14 protein-coding genes, 1 tRNA gene and 1 pseudogene are annotated in these 13,215 nt (G+C 73.6%); 4 read left to right on the top strand and 12 right to left on the bottom strand.

The annotated features are described in order from the left end of the window. Window positions 1-15: 15 nt before the first annotated feature. The 3 genes and pseudogenes from TEK04_RS05240 to TEK04_RS05230 all read left to right on the top strand — a co-directional run. A pseudogene (locus tag TEK04_RS05240) lies at window positions 16-939 on the top strand (PDR/VanB family oxidoreductase); the annotation flags it as partial. Between the two features lie 27 nt (window positions 940-966). Beyond that, window positions 967-2,205, top strand: a complete 1,239-nt coding sequence (locus TEK04_RS05235; RefSeq protein ID WP_336403261.1) for a cytochrome P450 — start codon at window positions 967-969, stop codon at window positions 2,203-2,205. A gap of 50 nt (window positions 2,206-2,255) precedes the next feature. Next, the gene (locus TEK04_RS05230; protein ID WP_336403260.1) at window positions 2,256-3,362 is read left to right on the top strand and encodes an alcohol dehydrogenase catalytic domain-containing protein; all 1,107 of its coding nucleotides are present in this window, start codon (window positions 2,256-2,258) and stop codon (window positions 3,360-3,362) included. 320 nt (window positions 3,363-3,682) lie between these two features. Here TEK04_RS05230 and TEK04_RS05225 read toward each other — a convergent pair. The 12 genes from TEK04_RS05225 to xerD form a co-directional block, all read right to left on the bottom strand. Beyond that, window positions 3,683-3,756, bottom strand: a tRNA-Pro gene (locus TEK04_RS05225). Window positions 3,757-3,832: 76 nt separating this feature from the next. Next, window positions 3,833-5,179 (bottom strand): ribosome biogenesis GTPase Der, encoded by a 1,347-nt coding sequence (der, locus tag TEK04_RS05220; RefSeq protein WP_336403259.1) that lies wholly within the window; start codon window positions 5,177-5,179, stop codon window positions 3,833-3,835. Then, entirely contained in the window at window positions 5,176-5,868 is a 693-nt protein-coding gene (cmk, locus tag TEK04_RS05215) for a (d)CMP kinase (RefSeq protein WP_336403258.1), read from the bottom strand. The genes der and cmk overlap by 4 nt, the downstream gene beginning before the upstream one ends. Then, window positions 5,865-6,227: a chorismate mutase gene (aroH, locus tag TEK04_RS05210; RefSeq protein WP_336403257.1), complete on the bottom strand. Its 363-nt coding sequence runs from the start codon at window positions 6,225-6,227 to the stop codon at window positions 5,865-5,867. The genes cmk and aroH overlap by 4 nt, the downstream gene beginning before the upstream one ends. Window positions 6,228-6,279: 52 nt before the next feature. After that, on the bottom strand, window positions 6,280-6,780 hold the full coding sequence (locus TEK04_RS05205; RefSeq protein WP_336403256.1) for a hypothetical protein: 501 nt from the start codon (window positions 6,778-6,780) through the stop codon (window positions 6,280-6,282). 29 nt (window positions 6,781-6,809) lie between these two features. Beyond that, window positions 6,810-7,154: a hypothetical protein gene (locus TEK04_RS05200; protein WP_336403255.1), complete on the bottom strand. Its 345-nt coding sequence runs from the start codon at window positions 7,152-7,154 to the stop codon at window positions 6,810-6,812. Between the two features lie 39 nt (window positions 7,155-7,193). Next, window positions 7,194-8,048: a pseudouridine synthase gene (locus tag TEK04_RS05195; RefSeq protein ID WP_336403254.1), complete on the bottom strand. Its 855-nt coding sequence runs from the start codon at window positions 8,046-8,048 to the stop codon at window positions 7,194-7,196. Between the two features lie 7 nt (window positions 8,049-8,055). Continuing rightward, on the bottom strand, window positions 8,056-8,994 hold the full coding sequence (gene scpB / locus TEK04_RS05190; RefSeq protein ID WP_336403253.1) for an SMC-Scp complex subunit ScpB: 939 nt from the start codon (window positions 8,992-8,994) through the stop codon (window positions 8,056-8,058). Continuing rightward, entirely contained in the window at window positions 8,991-9,833 is an 843-nt protein-coding gene (locus TEK04_RS05185; protein WP_336403252.1) for a segregation and condensation protein A, read from the bottom strand. Before TEK04_RS05185 ends, scpB begins: the two co-directional genes overlap by 4 nt. Window positions 9,834-9,856: 23 nt before the next feature. Beyond that, window positions 9,857-10,342 (bottom strand): hypothetical protein, encoded by a 486-nt coding sequence (locus TEK04_RS05180; RefSeq protein ID WP_336403250.1) that lies wholly within the window; start codon window positions 10,340-10,342, stop codon window positions 9,857-9,859. Between the two features lie 73 nt (window positions 10,343-10,415). Continuing rightward, a complete protein-coding gene (locus TEK04_RS05175) occupies window positions 10,416-11,330 on the bottom strand; it encodes a ParA family protein (protein WP_091069342.1) in 915 nt (304 codons plus the stop codon). Between the two features lie 157 nt (window positions 11,331-11,487). Beyond that, window positions 11,488-12,408: a site-specific tyrosine recombinase XerD gene (gene xerD, locus TEK04_RS05170; RefSeq protein ID WP_336403249.1), complete on the bottom strand. Its 921-nt coding sequence runs from the start codon at window positions 12,406-12,408 to the stop codon at window positions 11,488-11,490. A 149-nt stretch (window positions 12,409-12,557) separates the two neighbouring features. Between xerD and TEK04_RS05165 the strand changes: the two genes are divergently transcribed. After that, a complete protein-coding gene (locus TEK04_RS05165; RefSeq protein WP_336403248.1) occupies window positions 12,558-13,199 on the top strand; it encodes a hypothetical protein in 642 nt (213 codons plus the stop codon). Window positions 13,200-13,215: the final 16 nt, after the last annotated feature.

The following is a 13,215-nucleotide window of genomic DNA, read 5'->3' as shown; positions in this document are numbered from 1 at the left end:
ACCGTCACGACGCTGCGCGTCGAGAGCAAGACCCGACGCGCCGACGGGGTGGTGACCCTGCAGCTGGCCGACCCGCTGGGGCGGCGGCTGGCGGACTGGGCACCGGGCGCGCACGTCGACCTGGTGCTGCCCCAGGGCGTGACCCGCCAGTACTCGTTGTGCGGGGACCGCTGGGATGCCTACTCCTACCGCGTCGGGGTGCTGCGCGAGCCGGACGGGCGCGGCGGCTCGGCGTACGTGCACGACGAGCTCTGGCCCGGCGACCTGGTCGGCGTCGGCGCACCCCGGAACAACTTCAACCTCCTGCCCTCCGAGCAGTACCTCTTCGTGGCCGGCGGCATCGGGATCACCCCGATCCTGCCGATGATCGCCCAGGCCGACCTGCTGGGCGCCGACTGGCGCCTGCTCTACGGCGGCCGCAGCCGGGGGTCGATGGCCTTCCTCGACGAGCTCGAGGTGCACGGCGACCGGGTGCGCGTCCACCCCCAGGACGAGGCCGGCCTGCTCCCCCTCCACGAGTTCCTCGATGAGCCGCGCGCGGGCGTGAAGGTGTACTGCTGCGGCCCCGCCCCGCTGCTGGACGCGATGGAGGCGGCCTGCGCGGGCTGGCCCCGCTACGCGCTGCGCATCGAGCGGTTCGTCGCTGCCCACGAAGGCCCCCCGGCCCTGGAGGGCCCGTTCGAGGTCGAGCTGGCCCGCACCGGCGCCACCGTCACCGTCTCCCCCGGCGAGTCGGTCCTCGACGCCGTCCGGACCGTCGGCGCCGACACGTTGTCCTCGTGCCGGCAGGGCATCTGCGGCACCTGCGAGACACCGGTCCTCGCCGGGGTCCCCGACCACCGCGACTCCCTGCTCGACGACGACGCCCGCGCGCTCGGCGACTGCATGTACATCTGCGTGTCCCGCTCGCGCACCCCCCGTCTCGTCCTCGACCTCTGACCGCGTTCCCGACCGAGGAGGACCACCATGAGCCTGTCCACGCACCAGGGCACCGGGGTGCCCCACTCCGACGCCGACCCCTTCGCCCTCGACGTCCTCGCCGACCCGCTGGCCATGCACGGCGAGCTGCGTGACGCCGGGCCCGTCGTCTACCTGGACCGCTACGACGTCCACGCCATGGCCCGCTACGAGCAGGTGCACGCCTCGCTGCGCGACTGGCAGCGGTTCGAGTCGTCCTCCGGCGTCGGGTTCCCGAACTTCCGGCACGAGAAGCCCTGGTGGACGCCGAGCATCCTGCTCGAGGCCGATCCGCCGCGCCACGACGCCCCGTACCGGGTGCTCAAGGACGTGCTGTCGCCGCGGTCGCTGCGGCGGCTGCGCGACCGGTGGTCGGCCGACGGCCACCAGATCGTCGACGAGCTGCTCACCGGGGCCAGCGGCGGCACCGTCGACCTCGACGCGGTGCCCTCCTTGGCGGAGGCGTTCCCGCTGCGGGTCTTCCCCGACGAGGTCGGCATCCCCCGGGAGGGCCGCGAGAACCTGCTGCCCTACGGCGACCACCAGTTCAACGCCCTGGGCCCACCCGGGGAGATCAGGGACCGGCACGCCGCCCGGGCCGAGGAGCTGCTGGCCTGGGTGATGGCCCAGACCGCCCGTGAGGTGCTCACCGACGACGGCTTCGGGGCGATGGTCTGGGCGGCGGCTGACCGCGGCGAGATCCTGCCCGAGCACGCCCCCATGCTGGTCCGTGCCCTCCTGTCGGCCGGCCTGGACACCACCATCAGTGGCATCGCCGCGATCCTGTACGCCTTCGCCACCCACCCCGACCAGTGGCGCCGGCTGCGCGAGGACCCGGCGCTCATCCGGGTGGCCTTCGACGAGGCGGTGCGCTGGGAGTCACCGGTGCAGACCTTCTTCCGGGTGGCGACGTCCGACGTCCGGATCGAGGGCGCCCTGGTCCCCGAGGGCCACAAGATCCTGATGTTCCTCGGCTCCGCCAACCGCGATCCCCGGCGCTGGTCCACCCCCGAGCACCCCGACCCCGACGCCTTCGACATCACCCGCGAGCCCTCGGGCCACGTCGGGTTCGGCATGGGCGTGCACCAGTGCGTCGGGCAGCACGTGGCCCGCCTGGAGGCCGAGTCGCTCATCACTGCCCTGCTCCCCCGCGTCGAGCGGCTGGAGCTGGTCGCCACCCCCCGCCGGCACCTGAACAACACCCTGCGGATGTGGGAGTCACTCCCGATCCGGCTCCACCTCGCCTGAGCCAGCAGCACGTCGACGACGACACACCTGAGAGGCCGACCATGCCCACGATGCGCGCCGCGCGGATGCACGCCCAGCACCAGCCCTTCACCGTCGACGAGGTCGAGGTGCCCACCCCGCGCCCGACCGACGTCCTGGTCAAGGTCGAGGCCTGCGGCATCGTCCCGAACCTCGGGAACGTGCTGAACTTCCTGCCCGAGTGGTGGCCGCACCTGACCTTCCCGCCGCTGCCGGCCATCTTCGGGCTCGACGTCGCCGGGGTCGTCGAGGCGGTCGGCGACCAGGTCCACGGCATCGAGGTCGGGCAGCGGGTGTACGTCAACCCGGGCCGTCACTGCGGGGGTTGCCACGCCTGCCGGACCGGCGACCCGCAGGAGTGCCCGGCCTACACCTTCAACGGCTACTTCGGCTTCGGGCCGGGATCGGCCCAGCTCTACGCCGACTACCCCTACGGCGGGTTCGGCGAGTACATGACCGCACCGCTCTACAGCCTGGTCACCATTCCGGACAACCTGTCCTTCGAGGCCGCTGCGCGCTTCGGCTACCTCGGGACCGCCTACCGCGCGCTCCGCGCATCGGGCGTGGACGCCAACAGCGTGGTGGTCGTCAACGGCACCAGCGGCACCCTCGGGGTCGGCACCGTGCTGATGGCCCTGGCGATGGGCGCCCGCAAGGTGCTCGGCATCGCCCGCAACGAGGAGCTGCTGGCGAAGGTCGAGGCGCTGGCGCCGGGCCGGGTCGAGGTCTTCTCCACGACCGGCACCGCCGAGGGCGCGGTGGCCGCCTGGGTCAAGGAGCGGACCGGGGGCCGGGGTGCCGACATCGTCATCGACGCGCTGCAGTCCGGCGCCCAGGCCGAACCCCTGCTCGAGGCCATGGGCGGCCTGGCCCGGGGTGGCCGGCACGCCCCGATCGGCGGGGTGCTCGGCCCGTTGCCGGTCAACCTCAACGTGCTCATGTCCAACGACCAGCGCGTCGTCGCCTCTCTGTGGTTCGACACCGCCGACGGCCAAGCCATGGCCAGCATGGTCGAGAGCGGTGTGCTCGACCTGTCGGTGCTGGAGCACGAGGTGTACGGGCTCGACCAGGTCAACGAGGCCCTGGCCGTGATGGCCAACCGCAACGGCGGCTTCAGCAACTACGTGCTCAAGCCCTGACCGACCCGGCGCCGACGAAGAGCCGGCATGACCGGTCCAGGATCGACACCGTTGCACGTGCACACCACGGGCACCGGCCCCGGGACCCCGGGGTGCACAGGGCCATGTCCGACCGCGCGCGCACCTGGGGGCGCCAGGCCCCCCTGGTGGGACCGAGCAGGGCGCCCACCGGGCTCGCTCCGTGGTGCGCGGATGCTCGCCACGGGTCGTCCACGACCGCCGGTGGGCCCTTCACCCTGGTTGTTGTACGGGTTGCTGCACAGACGCAGGAGGCGGGCCGCCCGGTTCGGACGGCCCGCCTCTGACCTGCGGTTTCTCTGTCGGGCTGACAGGATTTGAACCTGCGACCCCTTGACCCCCAGTCAAGTGCGCTACCAAGCTGCGCTACAGCCCGAGCTCGCGTCGCCCGTAGGCGCCGGTGAGCTGCGTCGAGAAGGTTACCCGACTCCAGATGGCCACCCGCAGCCGGGTCAGCCCTTCGTCCGGTCCCGGGCCTTGGTCTCGCGGACCTTGACCGACACCTCGATCGGGGTGCCCTCGAAGCCCCACTTCTCCCGCAGCTTGCGCTCCAGGAAGCGGCGGTACCCGGCCTCGAGGAAGCCGGTGGAGAACACCACGAACCGGGGCGGGCGGACGTCGGCCTGCGTGACGTACTTGATCTTCGGGGCGCGGCCGCCGCGGGCGGGCGGCGGGGTCTCCTGCACCAGCGCCCGCACGTAGGTGTTGAGCTCAGCGGTGGGCACCCGGAACTCCCATGAGGCCAAGGCACCGCGCAGGTGGTCGGCCAGCTTGTGCACCCCCCGCCCCTTGAGCGCGGAGATGTTCACGCGGTGCGCCCACGTCACGCGGGAGAGGTCGCGCTCGACCTCCTTCTCCAGCTGGGCGTGCCGGTCCTCGTCGAGGGTGTCCCACTTGTTGATCGCGATGACCAGCGCGCGGCCGGACTCGATGACCTGCGTGATGATCCGCTGGTCCTGCTCGCTGATCACCTCGTCGGCGGCCAGCAGCACCACGGCGACCTCGGCGGCCTCGATGGCGGCCTCGGTGCGCAGGCTGGCGTAGTACTCGGTGCCGCTCGCCGTCCCCACGCGCTTGCGCAGGCCGGCGGTGTCGACGAACTTCCAGTCCTCGCCGTCCAGCCGGACGATCGAGTCGACCGGGTCCACGGTCGTGCCGGCGACGGAGTCGACGACCGAGCGCTCCTCCCTGGACAACCGGTTGATCAGGCTGGACTTGCCCACGTTCGGCCGGCCCACGAGCGCGACACGTCGGGGACCGCCGACCTCCAGCGACTCCCGCGGCGCCTCGGGCAGCGTGTCGAGCACCAGGTCGAGCAGGTCACCGGCCGAGCGCCCGTGCAGCGCGCTCACCGGGAACGGCTCGCCCAGCCCCAGCGACCACAGCTCGGCGGCGCCGGCCTCGCCGCGCTCGTCGTCGACCTTGTTGGCCACCAGGATCACCGGGGTCTGCGACCGGCGCAGCACGCGCGCGGCCGCGAGGTCGGTGTCGGTGACGCCGACCTGGGCGTCGACGACCAGCACGATGACGTCGGCGGTCCGCATCGCGTACTCGGCCTGCCGGGCGATGGAGGCGGCCATGCCGGACGCCTTGGGCTCCCAGCCCCCGGTGTCGACGACGGTGAAGGTCTTGCCGTTCCACAGCCCCTCGTAGGAGATCCGGTCGCGGGTGACCCCGGGGATGTCCTGGACGACGGCGGCACGGCGGCCGATGAACCGGTTGACCAGCGTCGACTTGCCCACGTTGGGGCGCCCGACGATGGCCACCACGGGCAACGGACCGGTGGGTGGGGTGCTCATGCTTCTGCTCTCTCGCGGGCCAGCTCGACGATCCGGGCGACCGTCTGGTGCCGTTCCCAGTGGGTGCTGTCGACGGTGACGGCGTCGGCCGCCGGGCGCAGCGGGGAGTCTGCGCGGGTGCTGTCGTAGGTGTCGCGCCGCCGCAGGTCGGCGGCGATCGCGGCGATCCTGGCCGGGTCGGTGACGCCGAGCTGGTCGGCCCGGCGCTCGGCCCGCGCCTCGGGGGCGGCGGTCAGGTAGACCTTGAGGGTGGCGTCGGGCAGGACGACGGTGCCGATGTCCCGGCCCTCGACCACCACCGCGGCGGCGTCGGCGACCAGCGCGCGCTGGGCGTCGACCAGCAGACGGCGCACCTCGGGCACCGCCGAGACCGGCGACACCGCGCGGGTGACCTCGGTGCCGCGGATCCGGTCGGTCACCTCGACGTCGTCCACGGTCACGCGCTCGGTGGCCGCGTCGGTGCCGATGCCGATGGCCGCTTCGCGCACCGCGCGGGTGATGCCCTCGGCGTCGTCCAGGTCGACCCCGGCGTCCAGGACGGCGACCGTCGCCGCCCGGTACATCGCGCCGGTGTCCAGGTACGCGGCGCCCAGCTCCAGCGCGACGGCGCGGGCGACGCTGGACTTCCCCGTCCCCGACGGCCCGTCGAGCGTGACCTGGCCCCGGAAGACCGCGCCGTACGCCGTCACTGGGCGATGTCCTTGCGCAGGGCCACGGCGCCGCGCAGGTACACGTGCTGCACCTCGGCGCGCGGACGGTCGGTGGCCACGTGAGCCATCAACCGCAGCACCCGGGGCAGGGCGTGCGGCACCGCGATCTCCGTGGCGCACATCAGCGGGACGTCGCCCAGCCCCAGCTCCCGGGCGGCCAGCGCGGGGAACTCGCTGACCAGGTCCGGCGTGGCGGTGAACAGGATGCTGATCAGGTCCTCGTTGGACAGCCCGTTGCGGCTCATCACCTCGGTGACCAGCTCACGGGTCGCCGAGAGCACCTGCTCCCGATCGTCGGCGTCGACCTGCGTCGCGCCCCGGATGGCTCGGACGGCCACGTGTGTGCACGCTCCTTGTTGCTGTCTGAGAGGGGAATCGGGGCCAGCTGGGTCAGCTACGGGCCTTCGCGATCTTGACGGCGCCCAGCCCGAGTGCGAGGAACCTGCGGTAGGAGAGGTCTCTTGACCTCACCAGGTCCCACGACCGGTCCACCGCGTCGCGAGCGGCCTCGGCCCAGCCGACCGCAGCAATCTTGTCGACATCGAACAGATCGTCGTAGTCGGCCCGGTGCCGGACATCCTGCAGGTCCAGGAATGCCTGCGCGATGCGTTCCGTACCCGGTGACACCGGGGCCAGCGCGTCCCGCAGAGCCTGGTTCCCGCTGCCGGTCGCGGCCTTGGACAGGGCGGCGAGATCTTGGTGAGTCACCCAGCGGGACACGGCTGCTGCCTGCGCCGTCCAGTCTGCTGGCCGGACGACCTCGTAGACGACTCGGGTCAGCAGCTCGTGGAAGACGGCGTAGTAGGCCGTGCTGATGCCGCGCCGGAGCCGCACCACCTTGGGGCGCCCCTGACCAGCATTCTTGCCGACCAGTTCGTCCGCGAGGTCCAACAGGTCATTCGGGTGCAGGAACCGAACACTCACGCGTCGTCACCGCTGGCGTTCTTGTTGCCGGAGGCACCCTCGATCGGTGCGACCACGTCGTCCTCCTCCCGGGCCTGCGTCCGGTAGGACAGCCGCGTGTCCTCGTCGCCCAGCACGTGACCGGTCAGCGCGCGGGCCTGCCGCCGGATCTCGTAGAACTCGTCGGAGGGCCAGGTCTCGCCGCTGGGCTGGTTGAGCACCACCGTCAGCAGGAGGTAGCTCTCGTCGGGCTCCCGACGCCGCTCGATCTCAGCGCCGACGACGCGAGTCGTGCCGGCGGACAGCTCGCTGATCGCCGCGAGCAGCTGGGCCTCCCGGGAGGAGTCGACGGGTGCGGTCATGCTTGCCAGGGTGTCACACCCGGCTCCGCAATCGCGTCGTCACAGACCGACGAGCTCCTGCAGCGCGCCGACCTCGGCGCGGGTGAGCTTGCGGATGACGCCGGTGCGCATGCGGGCGAGGTCGAGCGGGCCGACCGCGGTGCGGGTCAGCCGGGACACGGGCAGGCCCACCTCGGCGAGCAGCCGGCGCACGATGTGCTTGCGGCCCTCGTGCAGCACGACCTGGACGACGGACTGACCGGCGTGCTGGTCGACGACCGCGAAGTCGTCGACGGCGACCGGGCCGTCCTCCAGCTCGACGCCGGCCCGCAGGCGGCGGCCCAGGTCGCGCGGGATGGAGCCCGACACCTGCGCCAGGTAGGTCTTGCGCACCTCGTAGGAGGGGTGCGCCAGCCGGTGCGCCAGCTCGCCGTCGGTGGTGAGGATGAGCAGGCCCTCCGTGTCCTGGTCGAGCCGGCCGACGTGCACCAGGCCCTTGGCCAGGTCACCCACCATGTCGCCCACGCAGGGCCGCCCGCGGTCGTCGCTCATCGCCGTCAGCACGCCGAAGGGCTTGTTGAGCGCGTAGGTGACCCGGTCGTTGCGGATCTCGATGCGCGACCCGTCGACGGCGATCACCGCGGTCGAGGGGTCCACGCGCATCCCCTGCACGCGGACGACCTTCCCGTCGACGGAGACCCGGCCCTCCTCGATCATGTCCTCGCAGACCCGCCGCGAGCCGACGCCGGCCCGGGCGAGCACCTTCTGCAGCCGCTCGCCCTGGCCTGCCTCGGGCTCCGGCGCGGGGTCGCGGTCACCGGGGTGCACCGGGGCCAGCTCCATGTCCTCGGACCAGACGCCGTGCGCGTCCCCCTGCGCGGCGGTCTCGTCGGACGGGGGCGTGCTGTCGGTCATCGGTACCTCAGTGTTCGTGTCGTTCGGCGATCACGGCGCGGGTCTCGGGCAGCAGCGGACCGAGCTCGGGGAGCTCGTCGAGCCCGGTCAGGCCCAGCCGTTCGAGGAAGAGCGGGGTGGTGGCGTAGAGCCCACCGCCGCTGTCGGGGTCGGTGCCGCACTCGTACACCAGTCCCCGGGACGCCAGAGTACGCACCACGGCGTCGACCCCGACCCCGCGGATGGCCGAGACCCGCGCGCGGGTGACCGGCTGGCGGTAGGCGATGACGGCCAGCGTCTCCAGCGCGGCCTGGGTCAGCCGGCTGCGCTGCCCGTCGATGAGGTGCCGCTCGACCACCGGGGCGTGCTCGTCGCGGGTGTACAGCCGCCAGCCCTCCCCCACCCGCCGCAGCACGACCCCGGCCCGCCGCTCGTCGTAGTCGGCGCCCAGCTCGGCCAGCGCCGCCCGCACCTGCCCGACGGTGCAGCGCAGCGCCTCCGCCGCCGTCACCTCGTCGAGCGGGGTGTCGACGACGAACAACAGCGCCTCCAACCCGCCCCGCAGCGCCCACGGGTCGCCGACCGGATCGCCGTCCTCGTCGTCGGGATCCGTCGCTCCGGGCGCGGCCTCCTCCACGGGCGCCTCGTCGAGCGGGCGCAGCGGCACCGGCTCGAGCTCGACGGCCGGCGCCGGGACCCGAGCGGGCAGGTCGTCGTCCCACGGCTGGTCGGGAGCACCGGCCTCCTCGGGGGCACCGGGCTCCTCGGGGGCGCCGGACCGGTCGGGGGCGCGCACCGGGTGGGGCGGGGCCGCGAACGAACGGGCCAGCGCGGCCGCAGCGGCGTCCCACTCCCCCGCCGGTGTGCTGCCGGTCGCCCGCTCCTCGGCCGCGGCCAGCTCGGCCGCCAGCTGCTCCCAGGAGATGGGGCCGGGGCCCCGGTCCGGCGGCGGGGTGGGGTCGCTCATGCGTCGTCCGCCGCCGCTCGGGCCAGTGCCCCGTCGTCCTCCCCCGGCAGCCGGCCGCCGACCAGCTGCGGGCCGGTCCAGGAGACGACCAGCTGCCCCAGCGGCACCTCCTGCGCCACCTCGACCAGCTGCTGGCGGTACAGCTCGAGGAGCACCAGGAAGCGGGCCACCACCTCCAGGGTGTGCGCGCAGTCCGCGGTCAGCGCGGTGAAGGTGACCCGGCCGCGCTCGGCGACCCGGCGGCGCACCAGCAGCAGCTGCTGGGTCACGTCGACGGCGGAGCTGTGCAGGTGGGTGGTGTCCACCGTGGGCGGCGGGGTGGGGGTCAGCGCGCGCCGGGCGAGCTCGGCGAACTGCTCGGGCGTGACCCCCAGCAACACCTCGGGCAGCAGCGCGGCGAACCGGGGCTCCAGCGGCACCGCCCGCGGGAAGCGGCGGGCGGCCTCGGCCTCGCGCTCGCGCAGGAACCCGGCCGCCTGCTGGTAGGCGCGGTACTGCAGCAACCGGGCGAACAGCAGATCCCGGGCCTCCAGGACGGCGAGGTCCTCGTCGTCCTCCACCTCGGCGGCGGGCAGCAGCCGGGCGGCCTTGAGGTCGAGCAGGGTGGCCGCGACCAGCAGGAACTCCGACGCCTGGTCGAGGTCGAGCTCGTCGCCCATGCCGTGCAGGTGGGCGATGAAGTCGTCGGTCACCTGCGAGAGGGCGATCTCGGTGACGTCGAGCTGGTGCTTGCCGATCAGCTGCAGGAGCAGGTCGAACGGGCCCTCGAAGTTGGTCAGCCGCACGCGGAACCGCCCGTCGCCGGCAGCGGCGACGGGCGGTTCGGCCAGGCTGGTCACACCCCGAGGTTAGCGGCGGCTGATCATCTGCGGAGGCGCTGGACCAGGACGGAGTCCTCGCCGTGGGCGTCCAGGTCGGCCAGCAGGACGGCGACGGCCTCCCGCACGATCCGGCCACGGTCGGCCACCACGCCGTGGTCGCCGCGCAGGCTCAGCCGGGCCGTCTCCAGCGCCAGCAGCTCCTCGGCCGAGCAGTAGACGGTGATCTTCTCCTCGTGCTTGACGCGGCTGCGGCCGCGGGAGGTGCTGGGCAGCGTCCGCAGGGAGGCCAGCTCGTCCCGGGCCTCCCCGTGGATCAGCTGCAGCGGGGTCGCCGCCGGGGCGGCGTCCTCGGCGGGGAGCACGGGCTCCGCCGTCCGCTTGTTGCCGCGCAGCGACGGGCTGGCGGCGGCCGCGGCCAGCGACGGCAGCTGCGCGACCGGGGCCGCCTCGGCGGCCTCGCTCGAGGCGGTGTCGGTGCGCCGGAAGAACAGCTCGCTCGCGCCGGGGAGGACGGGACGACGGGTCACGATGCCCCCTCGCTGGCGCTCGGGACCATCGTTCCGATGGTCACTGTGCAGATTGGCTCGCTCGCACGCTCGCTCACAGTGCCAGGACCTCCTTGGCCAGGTCTCGGTAGGCCTGCGCACCGGTGGAGGTCGACGCCCAGGTGGTGATGGGCTGCCCGGCGACCGTGGTCTCCGGGAAGCGGACGGTGCGGGTGATGACGGTCTGGAACACGGTGTCCCCGAAGGCCTCGACGACCCGGCTGAAGACCTCGCGGGCGTGCACGGTCCGCGAGTCGTACATCGTGGCGAGGATGCCGTCCACCTCCAGGGAGGGGTTCAGCCGCTCCTTGACCTTGTCGATCGTGTCCACCAGCAGGGCCACGCCGCGCAGCGAGAAGAACTCGCACTCCAACGGGATGATCACGCCCTGGGCGGCGGTGAGCGCGTTGACCGTCAGCAGACCCAGCGAGGGCTGGCAGTCGATGAGCACGTAGTCGTACTCCTGGCGCACCTCGGCCAGCACGCGCAGCAGGGACTGCTCGCGGGCGACCTCGCTGACCAGCTGCACCTCGGCGGCGGAGAGGTCGATGTTCGACGGCGCCAGGTCCAGACCGCGCACGTGGCCGACGTTGCGCACGATGACGTCGCGCAGCGTGGTGTGCCGCTCCATGAGCGCGTTGTAGACGGTGCGCTCCAGCTGCTGGGACTGGATGCCCAGGCCCACCGAGAGGGCGCCCTGCGGGTCGAGGTCGACCAGCAGGACCCGGCGGCCGTGCTCGACCAGGGCCGCACCCAGGTTGATGGTCGAGGTGGTCTTGCCCACCCCGCCCTTCTGGTTGCACATCGCCACGATGCGGGCGGGCCCGTGCCGGTCCAGCGGCTTGGGGGTGGGCAGCGGGCGCTGCCGGGCCTTCGCCGGGTCCACCCGGCCGGCCGGGGCGCCCATCTCCACCTCCGCATCCGCGTACGGGTGCGCGACGGCGGAGCTCGTCACGACGGGTGTCGCCATCCTCGGTGCCTCTTCCGGTCGGGTGCGTCGGGCCTTGCGTCTGCTCGAACGGGGGACGCTTTGTCGACTTGTCGTCCTCCGACCCATCCATCGGCAGTTCTCGCCCGCGGCGTGACCTCCCTGTGCAACTCCCGTCCCAGCAGTGCCAACCGACTGGTCAGCGCAGCGCCCGGGGATGGCTGGTCGCGTAGACCTCGCGCAACCGGTCCACGGTCACCAACGTGTAGACCTGGGTGGTGGTCACCGAGGCGTGGCCCAGGAGCTCCTGCACCACGCGCACGTCGGCGCCGCCGTCGAGCAGGTGGGTGGCGAACGAGTGCCGCAACGTGTGCGGGGAGAGGTCGGCGAGCTCGGCCAGCCCGGCCCGCTCGGCCGCGCTGCGCAGCACCGCCCAGGCCGACTGGCGCGACAGCGGGCCACCCCGGGAGTTCAGGAACAGCGCGCCGCGCACGGCCCGCTCGGTCGCCAGTGCCGGCCGGGCCCGCACGAGGTAGTCCTCGACGGCGCGCACCGCGTAGCTGCCCACCGGCACCACCCGCTGCTTCCCGCCCTTGCCGGCGAGCCGCACCACACCCGACGCGGTGTGCAGGTCGTCCACGGCCAGGCCGACGGCCTCCGAGATCCGGGCGCCGGTCCCGTACAGCACCTCCAGCAGCGCCCGGTCCCGCAGCGGTCGCGGGCCCTCCCCCGCTCCGGCGGCGGTCAGCAGCGCCTCCACCTGCTCCACGGTGATCGCCTTGGGCAGCCGGCGGCCCGGCGTCGGGGGACGCACCTCGGCCGCGGCGTCGTCGGCGACCACGCCGTCGAGCAGGGCGAACCGGTGCAGCCCGCGGACCGCGACCACCGCGCGGGCCGCCGACGACGCCGACAACGGCGGGTGGTCCTCGTCCCCGCTGCGCAGTGCGACCAGGAACGCCGCGACGTCGGACTCCCCCACCTCGCCGAACCCGCGCACGCCGACGTCCTCGAGGAACTCCGCGTAGCGGCGCAGGTCGCGGCGGTAGGAGGAGATGGTGTTCGCGGCCAGGCCCCGCTCGACCGCCAGGTGGTCCAGGTAGCCGCTGACCACACGCGCCACCGGCGGTCCCGCCGCCACCGCCGCTCCCCTCGCCACCCACCCACTCCACCCGATGACCACGGACCTGGGGAGCCGACGCGCCGGGTGAGGTCGTCCTGGACTGCGTGATCACCGGGTGCGGACGCGCCCGGCACCGCAGGATCGCCGGCATGCGCCCCTACGCCGACCGTCCTGCCCTGCGCTCCCGCCAGGTGCTCGCCGACCTCGCCCTGCTGGCCTGGGCGGTGCTGTGGGTGGTGCTGGCCCGCGCGGTGCACGCCGCCGTCCTCGTGCTGGCCGAACCCGGGGTCCAGCTGGAGTCCCTGGGCCGCTCCATCAGCGACACCATGGGCGACGCGGCCGGGGTCGCCGAGGACGTCCCGCTCGTCGGTGACGAGCTGTCGGCCCCGTTCGACGCGCTGGGGGACTCCGGGGACGGCGTGGCCGGTGCCGGCCAGGGCGTGCAGGACGCCGTGCACACCCTGGCGTGGGTGCTCGCCCTCGCCCTGGTCGTCGTCCCGGTCGGGTGGGCGCTGCTGCGGTGGGCCCGCTGGCGGCTGGGCTGGGCGCGCGAGGCGGCCGCCGCCGGCCGGCTCGACGTCGACCTGCTCGCCGCCCGCGCGGTGGCCACTGCACCGTTGCCGGCGCTGGCCGGGCTGCCGGCCGGGATCGGTGCCGCCTGGCGGGCCGGCGACCCCGGCGCCACCCGGGTCCTCGCCGAGCTGGAGCTGCGCCGCCTCGGCCTCCGCAGCTCCGACGATCACGGCCCCCAGGACACCCGGGCTCGGCGTGTCCTCGACGCAGGCCCGTGATCGTCGGGAGGGCTGG

This window comes from Klenkia sesuvii, from assembly GCF_037083825.1.
Classification (GTDB): Bacteria; Actinomycetota; Actinomycetes; order Mycobacteriales; family Geodermatophilaceae; genus Klenkia; species Klenkia sesuvii.
The sequence above is the reverse complement of the archived record's forward strand: the minus strand, read 5'-3'. Positions and strand labels throughout refer to the sequence as shown.